Consider the following 20,167-nt stretch of genomic DNA (forward strand, 5'->3'; position numbering starts at 1 on the left):
CTGCGGCAAGGCGAAGCAATTGAAATTGCGGCTGGCGGGGAAACTTGCCAAGCTTCATGCTCGTTGCTAGGCAGACGGAAACGACCCGAGAGGAATGTTATGGCCACCGACGACAATGATTATGTCCCCCCGACCGAGGCCGATCTGGGCTTGATCAAGCGGATCCTGCCGCATCGCTATCCCTTCCTTCTGGTCGACAAGGTCAAAGACATTGTTCCCAATGTCAGCGCGGTCGGCATCAAGAACGTGACCTCGAACGAGCCGCATTTCGAAGGCCACTTCCCGCAGGAGCCGGTCATGCCGGGCGTTCTGATCATCGAGGCCATGGCGCAATCGGCGGCCGTTCTGGTTGGCGTCAGCCAGAATCTCGCCGACAAGGGCATGGGCACCTATTTCATGTCGATCGACAAATGCCGCTTCCGCGCCAAAGTGGTGCCGGGCGATGTGCTCGAGCTTCATGTCAAAACCATGCGCGGCGGCGGCAAGATCTGGAAGTTCGAGGCGCGCGCCATGGTCGGCGATACGCTTTGCGCCGAGGCCGAGGTCATGGCGATGCTGAACCGTGGCTCCGATGGCTGAGACGCGCATCCATCCCAGCGCGATCATCGAGCCCGGTGCCGAAATCGGTCCGGGCTGCGAGATCGGCCCCTTTACCCTCGTCGGGCCTCAGGTCCGGCTGGGGGCAGGGGTGGTTCTGAAATCCCATGTCGTCGTGACCGGCGATACGGTGATCGGCGACGAAACCGTCGTCTTTCCCTTTGCCTCGCTTGGCGAAGTGCCGCAGGATCTGAAGTTCCACGGCGAAAAGACCCGTCTGGAGATCGGAAAGCGCAACCGCATCCGCGAATATGTCACGATGAACCCCGGCACCGAGGGCGGCGGCGCGCTGACCTCGGTCGGCGATGACGGCCTCTTCATGGCCGGTGCCCATGTCGCGCATGACTGCCGCGTCGGCAACCGCGTGATTTTGGTCAACAATGTCGCGATTGCAGGCCATTGCGTGCTGGAAGACGACGTGATTGTCGGCGGCCTCTCGGGCGTGCACCAATTCGTGCGCATCGGGCGTGGCGCGATGATCGGCGCGCTCAGCATGGTTGCCGCCGATGTCATTCCCTTCGGCCTCGTGCAGGGGCCGCGCGCCCATCTCGACGGGTTGAACCTTGTCGGGCTCAAGCGCCGTGGTGCCTCGCGCGACGAGATGCACGCTTTGCGCGACATGCTTGCGGGGCTGGGCAAAGGCTCTTTCCGCGACAGCGCCCGCCGCATGGCGGAAGACGAACAATCCGAGAAGGTCCGCGAAGTGCTTGATTTTATTCTTGGTCCCTCGGACCGCAGCTTTCTGGCACCGCATCCATGAGCAAGATCGCCGTTATCGCAGGCGAGGGCAAACTGGCCCCCGCCGTCGTATCCGCATTGGATGCACCGCTGGTGTTCGCGCTCGAGGGGCTCGATGTCGAGGCCCCCGCCAAACCGTTCCGGCTCGAGCGCCTCTTGCCCTTTCTCGACCATCTTGCCGATGAGGGCGTGACCGAAGTGGTCTTTGCCGGTGCGATCCGTCGCCCGCGCCTTGACCCCGCGCTCTTTGATCCGCGCACCATGCAGATCGTGCCGCGCATTCTCAACGCGATGCAGACCGGCGACGATGCCGCGCTGCGCGAGGTCCTTGCGGTCTTCGAGGAAAGCGGCCTTTCGGTGCGCGCGATCGACCAGATCCTGCCCTCGCTGGTTCCGGCCGAGGGGCTGCTGGTCGGCGAGCCTTCTGAGCGCGACCGTCAGGATGCCGATTATGCCGCGCGGATCGTGGCGGGGCTCGGGCCGCTCGATATCGGGCAGGGCGCGATTGTGGCGCAGGGGCTCTGCCTTGCGGTCGAGGCCTTGCCGGGCACCGACGCCATGCTGGAATTTGCAGCGCTGCACCGCGATCTGCGGCCCAACGCCAAAGGCGCGAAAGGCGTGCTCTACAAGGCGCCGAAACCCGCGCAGGACCGCCGGATCGACCTGCCGACCATCGGGCCGGATACGGTGCGCCGCGCCGCTGCGGCCGATCTCGCCGGTATCGCCTGGGAGGCGGGCGGGGTCATCTTGCTGGAGCGCGAGCGCACTTTGGCCGATGCCCGCGCGGCCGGTCTCTTTCTCTGGGCACGCGGCTGAGGCCCTTTGCCCGCAAGGCCACAGGAGTGGATCATGCGCTATTTCCTGATTGCCGGAGAGCCCTCGGGCGATAATCTCGGCGCAGCCCTGATGGAGGGGCTGCGCAGCCTCGACCCCGCCGCCGAATTCGTCGGGATCGGCGGGCACGCTATGGCCGCCCAAGGTCTGACCAGCCAATTCCCGATGGAGGAGTTGAGCATCATGGGGATCTGGGAGGTTCTGCCGAAGTACCGGCATCTCAAGCGCCGCATCGCGGAGACCGCCGAGGCGATTGCTGAAGCGCGCCCCGATGTGCTGATCACCATCGACAGCCCCGATTTCTGCCTGCGCGTCGCAAAATCGGCCCGCGCTCTGCTGCCCGATCTGAAGACCACCCATTACGTCGCGCCCTCGGTCTGGGCATGGCGCAGCGGGCGGGCCGAAAAAATGGCCAAGGTCATCGACCATGTGCTGGCGATCCTGCCTTTCGAGCCGCCCCTGATGCGTGCCGCAGGCATGAGTTGCGATTTCGTGGGCCATCCGGTTGCGACCCAAAGCGTGGCTGGTCCCGAAGAGGCCGCCGCCTTCCGCGCGGCCTATGACATCGCCCCCGAGGCGCCCTTGGTGCTCTGCCTGCCCGGTTCGCGGCGCAGCGAGGTTTCCCGTCTCGGCCCGCGTTTCGACGAGGCGTTGATGCGTCTGCGCGACCGCATGCCCGAAATCCGCGTCGTGATTCCGACCGTGCCGGGTGTGGCGAAAATCGTGCACGACATGAGCAAACGCTGGCCCACCGCCCCGATCGTGGTCGAGGAAAGCGCACAGAAACGCGCGGCTTTCGCGGCGGCCGATCTCGCGCTTGCGGCCTCGGGCACCGTCAGCCTCGAGCTTGCCGCCAACCGTCTGCCGATGGTGATCGGCTATGATGTCGCGCCGCTCAGCCGGTTGCTGATCGGAATGTTGCTGAAAACCGATACGGTGACTTTGGTCAATCTGGTCAGCGAAACCCGCGTTGTGCCCGAGTTCCTCGGCAAGTCCTGCCAGCCCGGCCCGATTGCGGCGGCTTTGGCGGAATTGCTCGACGATCCGGCGGCACGCGCGCGCCAGCTTGCCGCGATGGATCTGACGATGGAGCGTTTGGGTCGCGGCGGCGAGGCTCCGGGCCTGCGTGCCGCGCGTTCGGTGATCGGCTTTCTGCAGCCGACCACCTGATTGATCGCGCTTAGAGCGCGGCCGTGATGATGATCTCGACCTTGTGCTCGGGGGTCGCCAGAAGCGCCTGACCGGTTGCGCGGGCGGGCGTATGGCCTGCCGGAACCCAGGCGTCCCAGACCCCGTTCATCGCCGGAAAGTCCGAAGCGATATCGGCAAGCCAGATTTGCGCCTTGAGGATGCGGGTCTTGTCGGAACCGGCCAGCGCAAGCAGACGGTCGACCTCGGCCAGACATTCCTGCGTTTGCTCGGCGACCGATTTGCCCGGCGTGCCGATCTGGCCTGCCAGATAGATGGTGCCGTTGTGGATGACCGCTTCGCTCATGCGCGCGCCGACTTCGATCCGTTTGATCTCGGACATGGAACTTCCTTTGTGTTGTGCTGACGGAGGCGTCAGTCGAATGGGGAAGTTGTGCCAAAGGCTCGGGCGGCGATCAATGCGCCAAGCGCGGGAAATGCGCCCGAGGAGGCGCTTTTCGCGGGTGACAACGGCAAGATCGGCGAAAACTGCCGCTCTTTTGGGCAGATCCGCCGCAGGCGCGCCCCGCCCGCAAATCCGGTTGGTCCTGCGGGCGGGGCGGTAAAGGTTTGGCGTCAAATCAGGGGGTTGTCGTCAGATGCTGGAAAACTCGGCGAGATAGAGCCTGCCCGAGCCCTCGGCCAGCAGCGTCTGGTCGCGGCAGCCGGAAAGGCGCAGGCAATCGAGCGGAGAAAGCGTCACATTGCCCACACGCACCGTACCCTCGCCACAGAAGACCAGACAGTCATCGCCGTTCAGAACCAGCTCCGCGCTGCCCGACACCGCGTGATGGCTCAGGCGGTGCGTGGCCCTTGCCCGCCGCGTCATCGCATTGAGATCGGTGATCGCGCTGCCGGTCAGACGTGCATGGGTCGGACTGTCGGCGGGAAAGGTCAGGGGGGCGCTGTCGATGGTCAGGGCCGCATCCTCGCGTCCCTCGACCGAAAGGACCAGCCCGTCGCCGGTCAGAACCGAAAGGCTGCGCTCGATCCCCTCGAAGACCGAAAAAGGCCCGTCGCTGTCGACGGTTGCGGTGCTCAGCCGCCAGTCGAAATTCTCGACGCTGGCATCTGCGGGATGGATGGCGATCGCGATGGTAACGCCCTTGCCGTTTTTCCACGGCATGCGGCGGTGATCCTCGGCGCGAAGAATGATCATGATGGGACCGTCGGTCAGAAAGTTGCTCCTCTTTCTAGGTCATGCAGGCGCAATCTCCAATCCCGCGGCGCGATTGTATCGAAGCTGCCGCGGCAGGGGCTGCCGCCGCGCACGCAATTCACGGGACTTGACCCTGACCGATACAAAAGGGTGATGTTTTCCTGTCACCGCCAAGCCCAAATGGCGACCGAAGGCCGATGAAGAATGATCCATATCCGCCTGCCACGGGGCGGAAAAATCGTTATCGGGACCAGCATGCCCTACGGGATCCACAATGTACTCGCGGCGTGGGAGTTTCTGCCGGTTTTCGGCCCTTCGGTTGGCAGCAAGACCATATTCTTGCGCCTTCTGGCCGGTTTCGAGGCCCCCGAAAAGGGTGCCTCCGCGCTGTTGACGACCAGCTGATCACGGTCGCTGCGGTTATGCGGGTTCGGGTGACGCCCGTGCCCGCCATCTGATGCCGGCTTTCGGCAGTCTGGCGGCGGCGCCCTCTTTGCAAAAGGCGCTTGCCGGACGATGGTGCTTTGGGCACCGCGTCGCCACGACGGGCGCAGAAGAAAGTGAAGATCTATGCTGAACCACGATGGGCTGGCCGAAAAGAACGAAGACGCGACGCCGGTTCTTTTGCCGGTGGCCGGTGTTGCGCGCCCCGACGGCAGTCTCTGCCGCCTTTTCGTCGGCAATCTGGTCGCGGCCAGTGACCCCGAGGCCCTTTTGCAGGCAGGGATCACCGCCTCGCTGAATGTGGCGCTGAACGTTCACGCGGCCGAATTGCAGCTGCCCGACGGAACCCATCTGCGCCGCGCCAAAGTCGGGCTGATCGACGGGGCGGGGAATAGTGCGACCCATATGGCTGCAGCGGTTCTGGCCCTCGATGGCTTGGTGACGCAGGCAAGCCCCGGCAGACCGCATTATCCGGCCCATCGCGCGGGGCATGTGCTGGTCCATTGTCGCGGCGGGCGTTCGCGTTCGGTCGCGGTTCTGGCGCTATATCTACATCTCAAAGCGCCCGGCGATTTTCCTTCGCTCGGGCAAACCATCGCGATGATCCGCGAGCTGCGCGGCAATCGTGCGACCTATCCGCTACCCGATATGCTGTCTCTTGCCGACGAGCTTGCACGTGGCGAGGCGCTCGCGCTCTTGCTGCGCGGCTGAGGCGCTCGGGCAGGTGCCAAGAAAAAGGGGCGGCCGGACGAAGGTCAGGCTGCCCCTTGATCGTTTGGACGGATGCAGCCACATCCGGCGCAGCCAAGGCTATGATCGACGTCAATCGTCCGGAGCCCTTTTCGCGAATGCGGGTTGCCGTTCGCGTCTCGATCTGGGGCCGGCAAATCAGATCCTTGAGGGATATCCATCCCGCCGCGCGGCGCAAAGGGAGGTTTTGCGCCATCATGCGGCCATCGCGGAGCTGATTTGGAACCCGAGGCTGCGAACAGCAACAGGGGGGCACTTTCGCGCTTCGGGCCCCGGACGCTTGACCTGCCGGAGCGGTCGCCCGCTTATTCGGCAGCGACGGGGAAGTAAGCCACTTTCGGCTTGGCCGCCGAAAGAACCGCCGCGTAGACCGCTTGCTCGGCTTCTTCCAATTTTTTGCGCGCCGCCGCAACCAGGGCCTGCAGGCTCATGGTGCCGTCGCTCATTTTGCCGGTCGCAGCCATTTCCGCGGCCCAGATCAGGAACTCGGAAGCCGAGATATAGGCTTCTGCGACAAACTCGTTCTGGGTGCCGGGCTCGTGACGGTCCATGAGGCCTTCGAGCTCTTCACGAATAGTCATCGTGTGGTTGATGATCTTGTTGGCAGGCATTCGAAAACCTCACTTCACTTTGTCTCGCAACGCCCGTATCCGGTGCCGTCATCATGCCGGCTTTGGTGATACGACCGCTGTCTCCCGTTCGTTACGAGAGGTTAACGCGATGTTTTGGAAAACGTTCAGGGCATAGGTAATCATGCCTAGATCCCCCTTAAGGGGGGTTGAAAACATGGGCTAATTTCGCGTTATAGGTGCAGAAAGCGCTACAATTTGCACGGTAAAAATGTCATTTTGCCTTGTATGGCAGACAGATTGCCTCGATTTTCGGGATTTTTCTGTGATTTCGAGCGTCGAAGACGGGCGCAACCTGCGGTTTTGTCGCTTGTCCGCAACAAAGCTCGCCGATTGTCCTGATTTTGGGAACAATAAGGGCGGCCGAATGTCTGCATCCGGCCGCCCGATCGGAATCTTCGCCCCGGGATTCGGGGGAAGACCTTAGCGCTTCCGCTTGCCCTCGAGCTCGGGGAAGGGCTGCCAGGTGATGTCGGCACGCTCGCAGAGCGGATGCTCGAGCGCCGCGACATCGCGTTTGCCGTCACGGATCCGCAGCCCCATGTTATGCGCGCCCATATAGACGCCCTGCGCGTTCTTCACATCGGCGCGCACACAGACGCCTTGAGTGCCGTCGGCGAAGGTCGCGACATTGGAGATCTGTGCGTTGCGCACCGAGCGCGGATCATAGACGATCTCTTTTGCATCCTGAACGATGCTGGCCTTGAGCTCGGCGCTTGGCGGCACCGCTTGTGCCGCGACGCGGGCATAGGGATCGGTGGGAGTGCAGGCGGCAAGGCCCAGAAGGGTGACGCCACAGGCGAGAATAGTTTTCATGTCTTTCCCTTTTTCGCTTGCCGCATCACATCGATTATCGCGAATGAGGTCAATGGCTTGCCCTAGGGAAAATCACCCCGAAAGGATGGCCCCGGCCGCTTGGGCCGGGAGGCCGGTTTACTGCGCGACCGCGTCGCTCAGGGCTTCGTCGGTACGCCAGATGCGGTATTTCACCGAGATATCCGCCGGCGCATAGACGACAACCGGCAGTTTGCTGTTGTAGCGCCGCACCGCTTCGGGGCCGAGGTTCAACGGCACGAAGGCGGTTTCGGTTTTGCCGTCGGGGCAGGCCATCAAGGTCTTGGCGGGCTCGGAAACCTGATCGACGACGAGATAGTCGTAGCCCCAGCCTTCGACGGTCTTGGTTTCGAGGTTTGCCGAGATCATGACGCGGTTGCAGTCGACCTCGAGCATTTTGCCGGCGACGACTTCGACCCGCAGCAGATCTTCGTTCGGCTGCTCTTCGAGCTGGATGACCTGACGGGTGAGGCCTTCCTCGGCTGCGGGAAAGGGCGCCAGATCGCTGGCCCCGCTTTGGGCGAGGGCGGGCATGGTCACCGTCATCAGGCTCAATGCCGCGATGCCAAGGGAGAGTTTCGTCATGTCTAAGCTCCTGAAAACATGAAGTCGCCTTAAGGTGGCAGAGCCTTGCGGTGATGACAACTGATGCGGCTTTCCGGATCTCCTTGTGGGCGGGGCGGGAAGGTTCCGCGACAATTGCATGAAAAGATTAAGAAATAATAAAATGCAAACGGTCAGATCCCGGCGGTTTCCAGTGCGTGCTCGCGCTCCGATCACGGCGATCTGTTCTCGCTGTCGCAGTTGTGAGCGGCCTTGCACGCGTGCGGATAGGCGCTCCTGCACGCAAGCCTGAGCCGCGTTGGCTGCACCCTCCACTCGCCAAAGCGCCGATTCGCGCGGGCGGCATGACAATGGCGTGACTCTCGGCGGTTTCCCGTCTTTGCCGTGCCGAAAATCACCCTTTTGCGGCCTTCGGTGTTGCGCGCGGATCACCAGAATGACGAATTCGTGCCTTGTCCGGCCGCGGAAATGGTGTCCTGACTGGAAAGCGACGTTACGGAAGCCTAATCTTATAGAGCTCGACCACGGCCCTTCATCGACCTGAAAACATGCCCAATATTTGCGGCGGAAACGAGGTCGGTGGTTCGTTGCGCCATGTCATTGCGCCGCGACAGCATGCCGTTTTGTGACCCGAATTCTCATTTTACTCCAAATCTTAAGATAGCTTAAATATTTCCGAGAAAGCGGTCCCCGAAAATTCCCTCTAAGTTCCGCCAGTCTCACCAGGGGATGACGTTTTTGCCAGGGAAGGGGAGAGAACCTTGCAAAGTACTTCAAACGTGGAAACACTTTCCGCACGGCCGGAAGACGAGAAGCTGGGGCTTTTCGCAAACTTGGCCTATGGTATCCAACATATTCTGACCATGTACGGCGGTATTGTCGCCGTTCCCCTGATCGTCGGACAGGCTGCCGGATTGAGCCCGAGCGAAATCGGGCTGCTCATCACCGCATCGCTTTTCGCGGGCGGGGTGGCGACGATCCTGCAAACGATCGGCGTGCCGTTCTTCGGCTGCCAGCTGCCTCTTGTACAGGGCGTGTCCTTCGCCGGCGTTGCGACGATGATCGCGATTTCGGCCAATGGCGGCATTCAGGCCATTTTCGGCGCGGTGATTGCCTCGTCCTTCATCGGGCTCTTGATCACGCCGATATTTGCGCGTGTGACAAAGTATTTTCCGCCGCTTGTCGCGGGTATCGTGATCACCACCATCGGCCTGACGCTGATGCCGGTTGCGGGCCGTTGGGCGATGGGCGGCAATAGCTCGGCTCCCGATTTCGGCAGCCCCGCGAATGTCATGCTTGCTCTCGGGACAATGGCCATCGTGCTTTTGCTGAGCAAAGTGGGCAATGCCGCGATCTCGCGCCTGTCGATCCTGCTCGCTCTCGTGATCGGCACGGGCATTGCCTATGCGCTCGGCATGACCAATTTCTCGCAGGTCAGCCAGGGGCCCTATTTCGCCCTGCCGCAGATTTTCCACTTCGGCATGCCGACTTTCGGCGTGGCGGCGATCTTGTCGATGTTCATCGTCATTCTCGTGACCCTCGTCGAAACCTCGGCCGATATTTTCGCGGTCGGCGATATCGTCGAGACCAAAGTCGATTCGCACCGCCTCGGTGACGGGCTGCGCGCCGATATGCTCTCGAGCATGTTCGCGCCTTTCGTCGGCTCCTTCACGCAAAGCGCCTTCGCGCAGAACGTGGGTCTCGTCGCGGTCACCGGCGTCAAAAGCCGCTATGTCGTCGCAACCGGCGGTGTCATTCTGGTCCTGCTCGGGCTTTTGCCGGTGATGGGCCGCGTCGTTGCCGCGATCCCGAGCCCGGTTCTGGGCGGCGCGGGCATCGTGCTGTTCGGCACGGTTGCCGCCAGCGGTATCCGCACCCTGTCGCGCGTCGATTACGTCAACAATATGAACCTGATCATCGTCGCGACCTCGATCGGCTTCGGCACGATCCCGATCGTTCTGCCCGATTTCTACGCGCAGTTCCCTGATTGGGTCGAGACCATCTTCCACTCGGGCATCAGCTCGTCGGCGTTGATGGCGATCGTGCTCAACCTGCTGTTCAACCATGTCAAAGCCGGAAATTCCGAGGAGCCTTCGGTCTTCGGAGTAGCCTCCGAGCGCACAATCCGCTTCGCCGATCTCGCACCGCTGGAGGAGGGCGACTATGTCAAGGACGGCAAGCTCTTCGACAGCGAGGGCAACGAGGTTCCGATGGTTCGGCCCGCGGCCCATTAAGGATCAAGTGATCCGCCGAGGATAAGGAAGGGCGCAAGAGATCCGGTCTCTTGCGCCCTTCTTCTTTGGATCTGGAACCTCCAAACGGACGATCCCAAGAGCTGCTGGCCCGTAGCGTCGGCGATGCCGGCGAGATCTAACCGCCGACAGGATCGCGCGATAGGCTTTCGGCATCGTCCAGCGCCCGACGACAAGTCACCAGAACCGCTTCGAGGCTGGCGACAAGTTTTCCTGTGTGGATTTTCAGATCTTCCGTCTCGCCGTTGTAGATCGCCAGCTCCAGCGTTTCGGCATGTTTGAACATCTGGTCGGCGCCGAAATAGCCAGCGACGCCGCGGACGCGGTGGGCGACAGCACCAAGCGCCTTGGCATCTTTCGCTTCCAAGGCATCGCGTAGCTGGTTGGGGCATTCGGCAAAGTCGCGCAGGAAGAGGTCAAGCATCCGGTCGAGCCGCTGACGGTCGCCACGCACCCGTTCGAGCGCTTTTGCCAGATCGATCGCAGGGGTTGCGATCTCGGGCTCCGGTTCCGGAGCCGCGAGCTGCATCGGAGTCATCTGGCCGTCGAGCACCGAGGCAAGGGTCGAATAGAGCAGGCTTTCGTCGATCGGTTTGGTCAGATGGGCCGCCATTCCGACCAGAAGCGTGGCCTCGCGATCCTCGACCCGCGCCTGCGCCGTCAGTGCGATCACCGGAAGATCGCGCAAACTCTGGATCTCGCGGATCCGCTTGGTGGTTTCGAGACCATCCATCTCCGGCATCTGCATATCCATTAAAACCGCGTCGAAGCGCTTGGCCTCGAGCTGGTCGAGTGCCTCGAAACCGGATTCCGCCGTGGTGACATGAACCCCCGCGAGTTCGAGGAAGTCGGTCGCGACCTCGAGGTTGAAGAGGTTGTCGTCCACAACCAGTACACGGCTGCCGCGCAGGATGGCGGGATGGCGCTGATGGCTCACGAGGATCTCGTTCGCCGGAACCACCTTGAGCTGGCGGGAGTCGAAGATCGGCTGGATCGCGTTGAAAAGCACGGATTCCGTCACCGGTTTGATCAGCAACCCCTGCAATTCCAGAGTATCGACATTGCGAATGATCTCTTCGCCGGCATGGGCGGTTACCATCAAAACGGCGGGTGTATCGCGCAGGAACTTGTCGCTGCGGATATGTCGCGCCGTCTCGACACCGTCCATGCCCGGCATGCGCCAATCCATCAAGACGACATCGAAGGCTTTGCCGCGCGCGGCCGCGTCATGCAGGATTGCCAAGGCCTCGGGACCCGAGGAGGCCGTTTGTGCCGTAACCCCGAATTGCGCGATCATGGCCGACAGGGTCTCGCGCGAGGTGGCGATATCGTCGACAATAAGCGCGCGTTTGTCCTGGAATGCCTGCGCGAGCCTTTGTTTGGGGCTGAGGGTCATATTCAGGGCGATGGTGAAGCTGAAGGTGCTGCCTTCGCCTTTGCGGCTTTCGACCGAGATTTCGCCCCCCATCAGATCGACCAGCTTTTTACTGATCGACAGGCCGAGACCGGTGCCGCCGAAGCGGCGGGCGGTGCGGTTGTCGGCTTGGGCAAAGGGGCGGAACAGCATGGACATCTGCTCGGGCTCGAGGCCGATCCCTGTGTCGCGCACCGAGAACCGCAACAAGCGCGGATCCTGCGGATTGGTCCCGCCGGCGGTGTCGACGGACACGAGGATCTCGCCTTTCTGGGTGAATTTGACCGCGTTGCCGACGAGGTTGATCAGGATCTGCCCCAGCCGCAACGGGTCGCCGCGCATCGTGCGCGCAACCTCGGGAGCGATTGCATAGATCACTTCCAGCCCCTTTTCCTCGGCCTTGAGCGAGGTCGCGTTGGAGAGGGTTTCGAGAACGGATTCGAGGGTGAAATCGATATCCTCGAGATCGATCGCGCCCGCTTCAATGCGCGAGAAATCGAGTATGTCGTTGATGATGCCGAGCAGCACCCGCGCCGAAGTGTCGATCTTTTCGAGATAGTTTTGCTGGCGCGGCGACAGGTCGGTCTGCATCGCAAGCCGCGTCATGCCGATCACGGCGTTCATCGGCGTGCGGATTTCGTGGCTCATAGTGGCGAGGAAATCGGCCTTTGCGCGCTCGGCGGCTTCGGCGGCTTCTTTGGCGTGGCGCAGGGCCTCGGCGGTTTCATAGGCACGGGTCACGTCGAGGATGATCCCGTCCCAGACGCGCCCGCCCTCGTGCAGGCGCGGCGCGGAGCGGACCTGAAGCCAGGCGGTCGTGCCGTCGGGCCGGATCACGCGGAAATCGCACTCGAAATTGGTCTGCGCCAAAGTCGCGAGCCGCGAGGCCTCGAGATAGCGGTCGCGATCCTCGGGGTGGACGGACCTGACCAGAAGCGAGGGATTGGCCGCCACGGCATCGGCGCTATAGCCGATCAGCGGCTCGATCCCGGCGCTGATATAGGAGAGCACCATTTCGGTTTCCGTCGCCGCATCGCCCGAAAGGCCGATCTCGGGCGAGAGGAAGTCGATACGATAGATCGCGCCGTTGGGCAGGCTGTCGGCAATTGCCGCCATCTGGATGCGCGCAGCCTCGCGCAGGCTGACATCCTGTAGCGTGCCCGAAATCATGGTCAGCTTGCCGTTTGCGTCATAGACCGGCTCGCCGCGGACCTCGGCGCTGAAACGGCCGCCGTCGGGTGTGAAATGGAGGACATCGACCATATAGGGCGTGCCGTTTTCCAGACAGTTGCGGATCGCGCGATGGAGACGTGCGAAATCCTCGGGGGTGGTTGCCTGGGCGAGATCGGCCACCGAAAGGGCGCTGCCGTTCGGGATCTGGTTCATCTCGCACAAGGTGTCCGAAAGATACAGCATTTCGGTTTCGGGGTCGATTGTCCAGGAACCGACCCGCGCCAGCCGTTCGGCGCGTTGCAGCGAAGCATAGCTCTGGCGCAGCGCGATCGCCGCATTGTTCGTTTCGGTCACGTCATAGATGACGGTGAGCACGCGGGTGCCGTCTTCGTCGTAGCTGCCGGTCGAGATCACGCGCGAGGCGGCGGTGAACCAGCATTGACGATCGCCGCCGGCCAGAAGGCGCAGGTTGGTCTGTTCCGTCGGAATGTCGCCCGCGGTCCCTTCGAGAATGGCGCGAAAGAGCGCGCGGTCGTCGGGGTGGACCGCGGCCACCAGCCGGTCCAGCGTGATCTCGTCGGACGGGATCTTGAAGAAACGCTGCAGTTCGTCGTTCGAGATCAGGCTGCCGTTACAGGGATGGTAGTCGAGAACCGCCAGTCCGCTGACATCAGCGGCAAGCGTCAGGCGTTCGCGTTCGACCCGCAGCTCCATTTCGGCAAGGTTGCGTTCGGTGATGTCGCGCGAGAGCGTGACCAGACCGATGACCGTGCCGCTTTCGTCCTTGAGCGGCGTGCGGGTGGTCAAAAGGACGCGTTCCTGCCCCGCGACCGCAAGGAGTTCCTCGGTGGTGCTGGCCTCGCCCGAGGTTATGACCTCGGCGACAGTGGAACGGATGCGTTGCGCGGTTTCGGGATCGAGCAGCTCTCCGATCGTGCGGCCGACGATGAATTCGGGTTCGCTTTGCAGAAGGCTGCAGGCCATCGGGTTGACCAGAAGGAAGCGCCCTTCGGCATCGGTCAGCGACAGGGCGTCGGGGACGTTGTCCATGATCGCGCGCAGCTGCATCGTGGTGAAGCGCAGCGCGCTGGTGCGCTGGGTCACCCGCTCCTCGAGTTCGGCATTGAGATCGACAAGCGCCTTTTTTGCGGCCGCTTGTTCGGTGATGTCTCGCGCCATGCCGAGAAAGTAGCGCTGACCCCCGATGATCTGGGCGGTCACCATCACCTCGACCGGAAAGGATGTCCCGTCCTTGCGGCGATGGCGCGCGCTGAATTTGACCGAGCTACCCGCGCGCGAGGCGGTCTCGAGGTTGTCGTCCAGCTCTCCGTCGACCAGTTCGCAGGAAATGTCGGGAACGGACAGTTCCAGAAGCTCCTCGCGGGTATAGCCGAGGCTGGTGCAGGCATGTTCGTTGACGTCGATGAAGCGGCCGCTTTCGTCGTGAATGAAATAGTCATCCATCGAGGATTCAACGAGCTGGCGGAAGCGCAGTTCGGTGACCTGTACAGGAGGATGGACGATGGCTGGCGCATCTGCCGAAGCGCCCGGATCGGCAGGGGCCGGCGCGGCATTTTCCGAAGGCTGGTTCTGCGAAAGTTCGGAAACGCGGTGCAGTGCGAGCTGGTCTTCGACCGCGGCGCGCAATTGCCGTGCGAGGCGCAGATGGAGGTCGGAAAATCCCGCGGGCGCATGGCTGATGATTTCGAGAGCGCCAAAACGCGCGCCATCGGGGCCGGTGATCGCCAGCACGAATTGGTGGGCGCCGTCGAAACGATCTTCGCTGCGGTGCAGCAGTTCTTCTTCCAGGCCATCGCGCGTTATAGGATGCGCCAAAGCCGCGCCGGCACTCGCCAGCGCGATATCGCCATCCTTGCCTAGACGGACGAGGCGCACTGCCGAGGCGGAGAGGACCTCAAGCAGGCTGTTGACGAGATCCTTCCAGCGCAAAATCAGGTGCTGGGGGATGGGCGAGCTATCTGGCATGGGCGGTTCCGGGGCGTGGGCAGTACGGCGGTAGGGCTAACGTTAGGCATTATCGGGTTATTTTCGGGTTAATCTAGCGCATAACGCAATTCTTAATCACATTATGGACCTATCCTCAGACGAAAATGCCGCGAGAGGGATTCGCGCTGCAGGCGAATTTACCAAGGGATGTGTTTAATAAAGGTTAATCTACCTTGGATTGTTCGCGGCCATCCTCTGTTACGGGGGGAAGATCTGGAAAAGCGCTCCTTCGCCGGACAGATTCGGGTGGGTGCGAAAAGAAAAGCGGACGCAAAGCGTTCCGCTCGGGCTGCTTTACGTCCGTCGGGCCAGCTCATGCTGCACCGCCGAAAGGGGGGCCGCTCGGCAGGGTGTCAGGCGGGCGCGCCTTGGACGGAGACCGTCAGGCCGGCCGCGACTTCTGCGGCGAACTCCTGCGGATTGGTGGCGCGGTTGGCGAACCACAGGCGGGCGAGTCCCTGCGGCGCGCTCAGGTTGATCCCCTCGGGGTCGATGGTGCTCACGCGCCAGCGCGCAGCCGGATCGGCACCCGCTGCACGCGCCAAACCGGCAGCCGCGCCTTGCGCGTTCAGATCGGCAACCAGCGCCGGTGCGGCGGCCATCAGCTCGCCGGCGCCGGACAGGTCGGTGACCAGATCCTGCGCCACAACCTTGTTGGCATTCTGCGCCGGACCACCATTGAGCTGCACCGCTTGGGTGCGCAGACGGTAGAGCAGGGTATCGGGCAGCGAGAGATAGAGTTTCGATTTGGGGAAGCGCTCGGCATAGGTCTCCTTGAGTGCCTCGAAATCGGGGCCGGTGACCCTTTCCAGCACGCCCGAAAGGGTCAGGCGCGGCTTCGTCATCACATCGCTGTCGTGATCGGCCAGCGTGATCGAGGTGCGGGGATCGGCCTCGATATTGCGGGCGTGAAGCGCGAGGTAGGCGGTAAAGAAAACCGGTGTCCCGTCGGCTTCGACCGCAAGATTGGTCGCGGTATTATAGGGAAAACCACCGGGGTCGAGCGTCGCGAACGAGGCGACCCGCGTGGTCAGAAGCAAGTTGCGCGAAACCCGGATCGCGTCGAGCGGGCGCGCGGCGGCGGTATTGATCTCGAGACCGCGAGGCGTGATGGCATTCATGCTGTTATCCAATCGAAAGGCTTGGCCGGAATGCCCGACAGGCGAAGCGGCCGGATGGGGCCGCCCGGGTTGTCGCCGCAAGGGCCGTGGGAATGGATGCTGGCTGCGCCTTGCCCGACATGCGGGGCAGCGATCAGGCTGGCCCGAAACTCATAGCATGTTCTCGCATGTCGGCAAGCACCGGACCCGCAGGGTTGCGTGCGGTTTGGCGCTGTTGGCGGGGTGGACAGCCTGCTCGCAGGTGCTGCGATGCGGCGGGAGATTTCGCCTTCGGTTGCTGCAACGCGGCGCGGGATCTGGGTGCGGTGCGGGACGGTTTGACGGGAAAATAGGCAGCAATTGCAGCAACTTTCGGAAAAGATCGTCCCGAAATTTTACCATTTGATAAAAAATCAGACCTGTGTCAGCCTGATTCTCGATAGCAGCCAGCCTGGGGTCCAAGCGATGTCCAATAGCCAGCTGACGCCCGGTGTGGTGCCGGGCCGTCTGACAACCGAAGTCTATGCCGTCAATTTCTCCGATGTTGCGCCGCCCCTCGATCACCACGAGGCCCGCGTCGCTGCCGATCGATGCTACTTCTGCTATGACGCGCCCTGCGTCACGGCCTGCCCGACCTCGATCGATATTCCCCTGTTCATCCGCCAGATCTCGACCGGAACGCCCGATGCGGCGGCGATGACGATCTTCAACCAGAACATTCTGGGCGGGATCTGCGCCCGCGTCTGTCCGACCGAAAACCTGTGCGAAGGCTCTTGCGTGCGCGAAGCCGCCGAAGGAAAGCCGGTCCAGATCGGCGCGCTTCAGCGGTATGCCACCGATCACCTGATGGATCAGGGCAGCCATCCCTTCAAACGCGCAGCGCCCACGGCCAAGCGTGTCGCTGTGGTCGGCGCGGGGCCGGCGGGACTTTCGGCCGCGCACCGGCTGGCCGTCAAAGGCCACGAGGTCACGCTTTTCGACGCGCGCGCCAAGGCGGGCGGGCTCAACGAATACGGAATCGCGACCTATAAGGCCGTCGACGGCTTTGCGGGCCGCGAGGTCGAATGGCTGCTCTCGGTCGGAGGGATCTCGGTCAAGACCGGAGCCGCTTTGGGGCGCGATTTCGGGCTTGCGGATCTCCAGCGCGATTACGATGCGGTTTTCCTCGGGATGGGGCTTCAGGGCGTGAACGCTTTGGGCGCAGAAGGCGAGGGGCGCGATCAGGTCCATGATGCCGTCGATTTCATCCGCGAGCTGCGCCAGAGCGGCGATCTCTCGGCGCTGCCGGTCGGACGCGACGTCGTCGTGATCGGAGGGGGCATGACGGCGGTCGATGCTGCGGTGCAGGCGCGCCACCTTGGTGCGCAAAACGTCACCATCGTCTATCGTCGCGGCCAGTCGCGCATGGGGGCATCGAGTCACGAGCAGGACCATGCGACCCGCGCGGGCGTGCGCATCATCTGCAACGCCATGCCGGTCGCGGTTCACGGCAATGGAGCCGTGCGCGAGGTCGAATTCGCCCATACCCGCGAGGGTGCCTCGGGGCTCGAGGAAACCGGCGAGCGCTTCCGCCTTGCCGCCGACCAGCTTTTCCGCGCCATCGGGCAAAGGCTTTCCGGCCATCCCGAGGGGCTCGCGCTCTCGGGCGGCAAGATCGCGGTCGACGACAAGGGCCGCAGTTCGCTTGCCGGTGTCTGGGCGGGCGGGGATTGCGCCACGGGCGGGGACGATCTGACGGTCACCGCCGTCGCCGAAGGTCGCGATGCGGCCGAAGACATCCACGCGCAATTGATGGGGGCGGATCATGGCTGACCTGCGCAGCAATTTCATCGGCATCAAATCTCCCAATCCGTTCTGGCTGGCTTCGGCCCCTCCGACCGACAAGGAGGTCAATGTTCGTCGCGCCTTCGAGGCGGGCTGGGGCGGGGTGGTGTGGAAGACCCTCGGGCTTGAGGGGCCGCCTGTCGTCAACGTCAACGGCCCGCGTTACGGCGTGGTTTACGGCGCGGACCGGCGTGTTCTGGGGATCAACAATATCGAGCTGATCACCGACCGCCCGCTCGAGGTGAACCTGCGCGAGATCAAATCGGTCAAGCGCGATTATCCCGACCGCGCGGTGATCATCAGCCTGATGGTGCCTTGCGACGAGGTGAGCTGGAAGTCGATCCTCGCCGCGATCGAGGATACCGGCGCGGACGGGGTCGAGCTGAACTTCGGCTGCCCGCACGGCATGGCCGAACGCGGCATGGGTTCGGCCGTGGGGCAGGTGCCCGAATATATCGAGATGGTGACACGCTGGGTGAAGCAATATTCGCGCATGCCCTGCATCGTGAAGCTGACGCCCAACATCACCGATGTCCGCAAACCTGCCGAGGCCGCTTTGCGCGGCGGAGCGGATGCGGTCAGCCTGATCAATACAGTGAACTCGATCACCTCGGTCGATCTGGATCTCTTCGCGCCCGAGCCGACCATCGACGGCAAGGGAAGTCACGGCGGCTTCTGCGGTCCGGCGGTCAAGCCGATCGCGCTCAACATGGTTGCCGAGATTGCCCGCAATCCCGAGACCGCCCGTCTGCCGATCTCGGGCATCGGCGGCGTCACGACCTGGCGTGACGCCGCCGAGTTCATGGCGCTCGGCGCGGGCACGGTACAGGTTTGCACCGCCGCGATGACCTATGGTTTCAAGGTCGTGGAGGAGATGATCTCGGGTCTGCACGATTATCTCGACAGCCGCGAGATGACGATGGACCAGCTGATCGGCCGTGCCATTCCGAACGTCACGGATTGGCGCTATCTCAACCTCAACTATACGACCAAGGCGCAGATCGATCAGGATCTTTGCATCAGCTGCGGTCGTTGCTATGCGGCCTGCGAGGATACCAGCCACCAAGCGATCAACATGGGGCCGGGGCGGGTCTTTACCGTCAATGACGCCGAATGCGTCGCCTGCAACCTGTGCGTCGATGTCTGTCCGGTCGAAAACTGCATCACCATGCGCGAGCTGGAGGTCGGCGAGATCGACGAGCGCACCGGCCGCAAAGTCGCGCCCTATGCGAATTGGACGACCCATCCCAACAACCCGATGGCCGTGCCGGCAGACGCCGCCGAATAGGGCAGGGAGACCCTGCTTCCCGCGCGTCCGGAGCCCCTTCGGACGCGCGCCCGACGAATGGCGGAACCGTGCGCGTTTCAGCCGCTCTTTCGATGCCGCGCCCCCTTGCCCTAACCCTTTTCCCGCGCTAACAAATCCCCGTCGGAGGAGTGGCAGAGCGGTTTAATGCACCGGTCTTGAAAACCGACGTGGGGGGAACTCCACCGTGGGTTCGAATCCCACCTCCTCCGCCAGTTGCGCCGATTGAGCTGCTGATTTCTTTTGTAATTTCGAGGGTCGGGGCGGCGTTTTTGCAGAACTTTCCGTTCCGCAGGCTTCATCAAGCGAATGCCTTATGTTGACATCTCGGCATGACGAAGCCCGCATCGGCCCGCTACCGCACGGAGAACTGGAAATCATATGACGAGGCGCTGAAGCGGCGTGGCTCGCTGCTTGCCTGGCCGGACAGGGACATGGTTTGGTTTGCCTCCAGGCCTGGAAGTCAGGGGTGTTCGGCGATGCCGCCGTTCAGTTCCGCCTCATGGTAAAGGTGCTGTTTGGTCTCCCACTTCGGCAACCATCTCGGCCGGTGCTGGACTTCTCGACCCTGAGCCGCAGACAGGCGAGGATCACGGCCCAGATCACGAACCGCTGTGGCCGAGGCCCCCGAACCTGCTGGTCGACTGAACAAGGGATCAAGCTTTTCGGCGATGGCGAACGGCTGGCCCGCAAGCACGGCACGCATCGTCGCTGCCCGTGTCGCAAAGTCCGTTCGGCTATGGACGCGGACAACGGCGACCTTCGGGCGGTGGAGTTTACCTAGAGTCGCGAAGGTGACAGCCCGCCTCTACCCGAGCTTTTGAGCCAGATCCCGCCGGATGAGGAAATCGGGATAGTGAAGGGTGATGGTGTCCTCGACACACGGCGCTTCCTATACGGCAATTCTGGATCGTGGAGGCACGGCGGTCATACCCATCCGCAAAAACGGACGCCTGTGGAAGGAGGATTGTCCTGCCGCCCGAGCCTGCCACGATATACCTCACGCGCGACCAAGCGCTTCGGGCGCACTACTTGGAAACAATGGCCCAGCCATCATGCCCGAAGCCGGGGCGAGGCGATGATGCGGTGCCTCGAATCCTTCGGCGAGCAGACCGCCCCACGCGATCCCGATCGCCGGGCCGCCGAAATCCGGATCCGCATCGCATTGATGAACTGCTTCAATGCCCACGGCACTGCCGAGATCGAGCGCGGAGCTCAAACCCGCTGGGGAAACGGGAACTGCGACCCCGCTCGGAATTCTGCAACAACGCCGGACCGCTCTTAAAACCAACAGCATAGATGAACAATGCGAATAGCAGCGACTTGGCGCCGTCGTCTATCTTCACCCCAATTG

Annotated in this window: 16 protein-coding genes, 1 tRNA gene and 1 pseudogene; 11 read left to right on the forward strand and 7 right to left on the reverse strand. The window is 62.8% G+C overall.

Going from position 1 to position 20,167, the window contains the following annotated elements; translation table 11 throughout:
* The first annotated feature begins 99 nt into the window (after positions 1 to 99).
* From fabZ to lpxB, 4 genes are read left to right on the forward strand one after another with little or no spacing between them, the layout of a single operon-like run.
* Positions 100 to 579, forward strand: a complete 480-nt coding sequence (gene fabZ, locus ACFFUC_RS08875) for a 3-hydroxyacyl-ACP dehydratase FabZ (protein ID WP_377685476.1) — start codon at positions 100 to 102, stop codon at positions 577 to 579.
* Positions 572 to 1,357, forward strand: coding sequence for an acyl-ACP--UDP-N-acetylglucosamine O-acyltransferase (gene lpxA / locus ACFFUC_RS08880; RefSeq protein ID WP_377685478.1), 786 nt, complete (start codon positions 572 to 574; stop codon positions 1,355 to 1,357). Before fabZ ends, lpxA begins: the two co-directional genes overlap by 8 nt.
* Positions 1,354 to 2,151, forward strand: a complete 798-nt coding sequence (locus ACFFUC_RS08885; RefSeq protein WP_377685480.1) for an LpxI family protein — start codon at positions 1,354 to 1,356, stop codon at positions 2,149 to 2,151. The genes lpxA and ACFFUC_RS08885 overlap by 4 nt, the downstream gene beginning before the upstream one ends.
* A gap of 33 nt (positions 2,152 to 2,184) precedes the next feature.
* The gene (lpxB, locus tag ACFFUC_RS08890; protein WP_377685481.1) at positions 2,185 to 3,339 is read left to right on the forward strand and encodes a lipid-A-disaccharide synthase; all 1,155 of its coding nucleotides are present in this window, start codon (positions 2,185 to 2,187) and stop codon (positions 3,337 to 3,339) included.
* Between the two features lie 10 nt (positions 3,340 to 3,349).
* Here the strand turns inward: lpxB and ACFFUC_RS08895 are convergent, their stop codons facing one another.
* Positions 3,350 to 3,700, reverse strand: coding sequence for a RidA family protein (locus tag ACFFUC_RS08895; RefSeq protein WP_377685483.1), 351 nt, complete (start codon positions 3,698 to 3,700; stop codon positions 3,350 to 3,352).
* A 252-nt stretch (positions 3,701 to 3,952) separates the two neighbouring features.
* Positions 3,953 to 4,516 carry a HutD family protein gene (locus ACFFUC_RS08900; RefSeq protein WP_377685485.1) on the reverse strand — a complete coding sequence of 188 codons (564 nt, stop codon included), beginning with the start codon at positions 4,514 to 4,516 and terminating at the stop codon, positions 3,953 to 3,955.
* 204 nt (positions 4,517 to 4,720) lie between these two features.
* Between ACFFUC_RS08900 and ACFFUC_RS08905 the strand changes: the two genes are divergently transcribed.
* Together ACFFUC_RS08905 and ACFFUC_RS08910 are read left to right on the forward strand one after the other, a co-directional pair.
* Positions 4,721 to 4,921 carry a hypothetical protein gene (locus ACFFUC_RS08905; protein WP_377685486.1) on the forward strand — a complete coding sequence of 67 codons (201 nt, stop codon included), beginning with the start codon at positions 4,721 to 4,723 and terminating at the stop codon, positions 4,919 to 4,921.
* 165 nt (positions 4,922 to 5,086) lie between these two features.
* Positions 5,087 to 5,671, forward strand: a complete 585-nt coding sequence (locus ACFFUC_RS08910) for a protein-tyrosine phosphatase family protein (protein WP_377685487.1) — start codon at positions 5,087 to 5,089, stop codon at positions 5,669 to 5,671.
* Between the two features lie 344 nt (positions 5,672 to 6,015).
* Here ACFFUC_RS08910 and ACFFUC_RS08915 read toward each other — a convergent pair whose 3' ends face one another.
* The 3 genes from ACFFUC_RS08915 to eco form a co-directional block, all read right to left on the reverse strand.
* On the reverse strand, positions 6,016 to 6,321 hold the full coding sequence (locus tag ACFFUC_RS08915) for a hypothetical protein (protein ID WP_377685488.1): 306 nt from the start codon (positions 6,319 to 6,321) through the stop codon (positions 6,016 to 6,018).
* Between the two features lie 441 nt (positions 6,322 to 6,762).
* Complete coding sequence (locus tag ACFFUC_RS08920; protein WP_377685490.1) at positions 6,763 to 7,155, reverse strand: hypothetical protein; 393 nt, start codon at positions 7,153 to 7,155, stop codon at positions 6,763 to 6,765.
* A 117-nt stretch (positions 7,156 to 7,272) separates the two neighbouring features.
* Positions 7,273 to 7,758, reverse strand: a complete 486-nt coding sequence (gene eco / locus ACFFUC_RS08925) for a serine protease inhibitor ecotin (RefSeq protein WP_377685492.1) — start codon at positions 7,756 to 7,758, stop codon at positions 7,273 to 7,275.
* Between the two features lie 758 nt (positions 7,759 to 8,516).
* On the opposite strand from eco, the gene ACFFUC_RS08930 reads away from it, so the two are divergent.
* Positions 8,517 to 9,971, forward strand: coding sequence for a nucleobase:cation symporter-2 family protein (locus tag ACFFUC_RS08930; protein WP_377685493.1), 1,455 nt, complete (start codon positions 8,517 to 8,519; stop codon positions 9,969 to 9,971).
* A gap of 136 nt (positions 9,972 to 10,107) precedes the next feature.
* Here ACFFUC_RS08930 and ACFFUC_RS08935 read toward each other — a convergent pair whose 3' ends face one another.
* Positions 10,108 to 14,562, reverse strand: a complete 4,455-nt coding sequence (locus ACFFUC_RS08935; RefSeq protein ID WP_377685495.1) for a PAS domain S-box protein — start codon at positions 14,560 to 14,562, stop codon at positions 10,108 to 10,110.
* Between the two features lie 374 nt (positions 14,563 to 14,936).
* A complete protein-coding gene (locus tag ACFFUC_RS08940) occupies positions 14,937 to 15,704 on the reverse strand; it encodes a HugZ family pyridoxamine 5'-phosphate oxidase (RefSeq protein ID WP_377685496.1) in 768 nt (255 codons plus the stop codon).
* Positions 15,705 to 16,148: 444 nt separating this feature from the next.
* Here ACFFUC_RS08940 and ACFFUC_RS08945 point away from each other — a divergent pair, with 444 nt between their 5' ends.
* The 4 genes and pseudogenes from ACFFUC_RS08945 to ACFFUC_RS08960 all read left to right on the forward strand — a co-directional run.
* Positions 16,149 to 17,495, forward strand: coding sequence for an NAD(P)-dependent oxidoreductase (locus tag ACFFUC_RS08945; RefSeq protein ID WP_377685498.1), 1,347 nt, complete (start codon positions 16,149 to 16,151; stop codon positions 17,493 to 17,495).
* The gene (gene preA / locus ACFFUC_RS08950) at positions 17,488 to 18,795 is read left to right on the forward strand and encodes an NAD-dependent dihydropyrimidine dehydrogenase subunit PreA (RefSeq protein ID WP_377685500.1); all 1,308 of its coding nucleotides are present in this window, start codon (positions 17,488 to 17,490) and stop codon (positions 18,793 to 18,795) included. Before ACFFUC_RS08945 ends, preA begins: the two co-directional genes overlap by 8 nt.
* Before the next feature lie 143 nt (positions 18,796 to 18,938).
* Positions 18,939 to 19,028, forward strand: a tRNA-Ser gene (locus ACFFUC_RS08955).
* Positions 19,029 to 19,145: 117 nt separating this feature from the next.
* A pseudogene (locus tag ACFFUC_RS08960) lies at positions 19,146 to 20,029 on the forward strand (IS5 family transposase); the annotation flags it as partial.
* Positions 20,030 to 20,167: the final 138 nt, after the last annotated feature.

Origin of the sequence: Paracoccus cavernae, assembly GCF_042430175.1 — a bacterium.
In the GTDB taxonomy this organism is placed as follows: Bacteria; Pseudomonadota; Alphaproteobacteria; order Rhodobacterales; family Rhodobacteraceae; genus Paracoccus; species Paracoccus cavernae.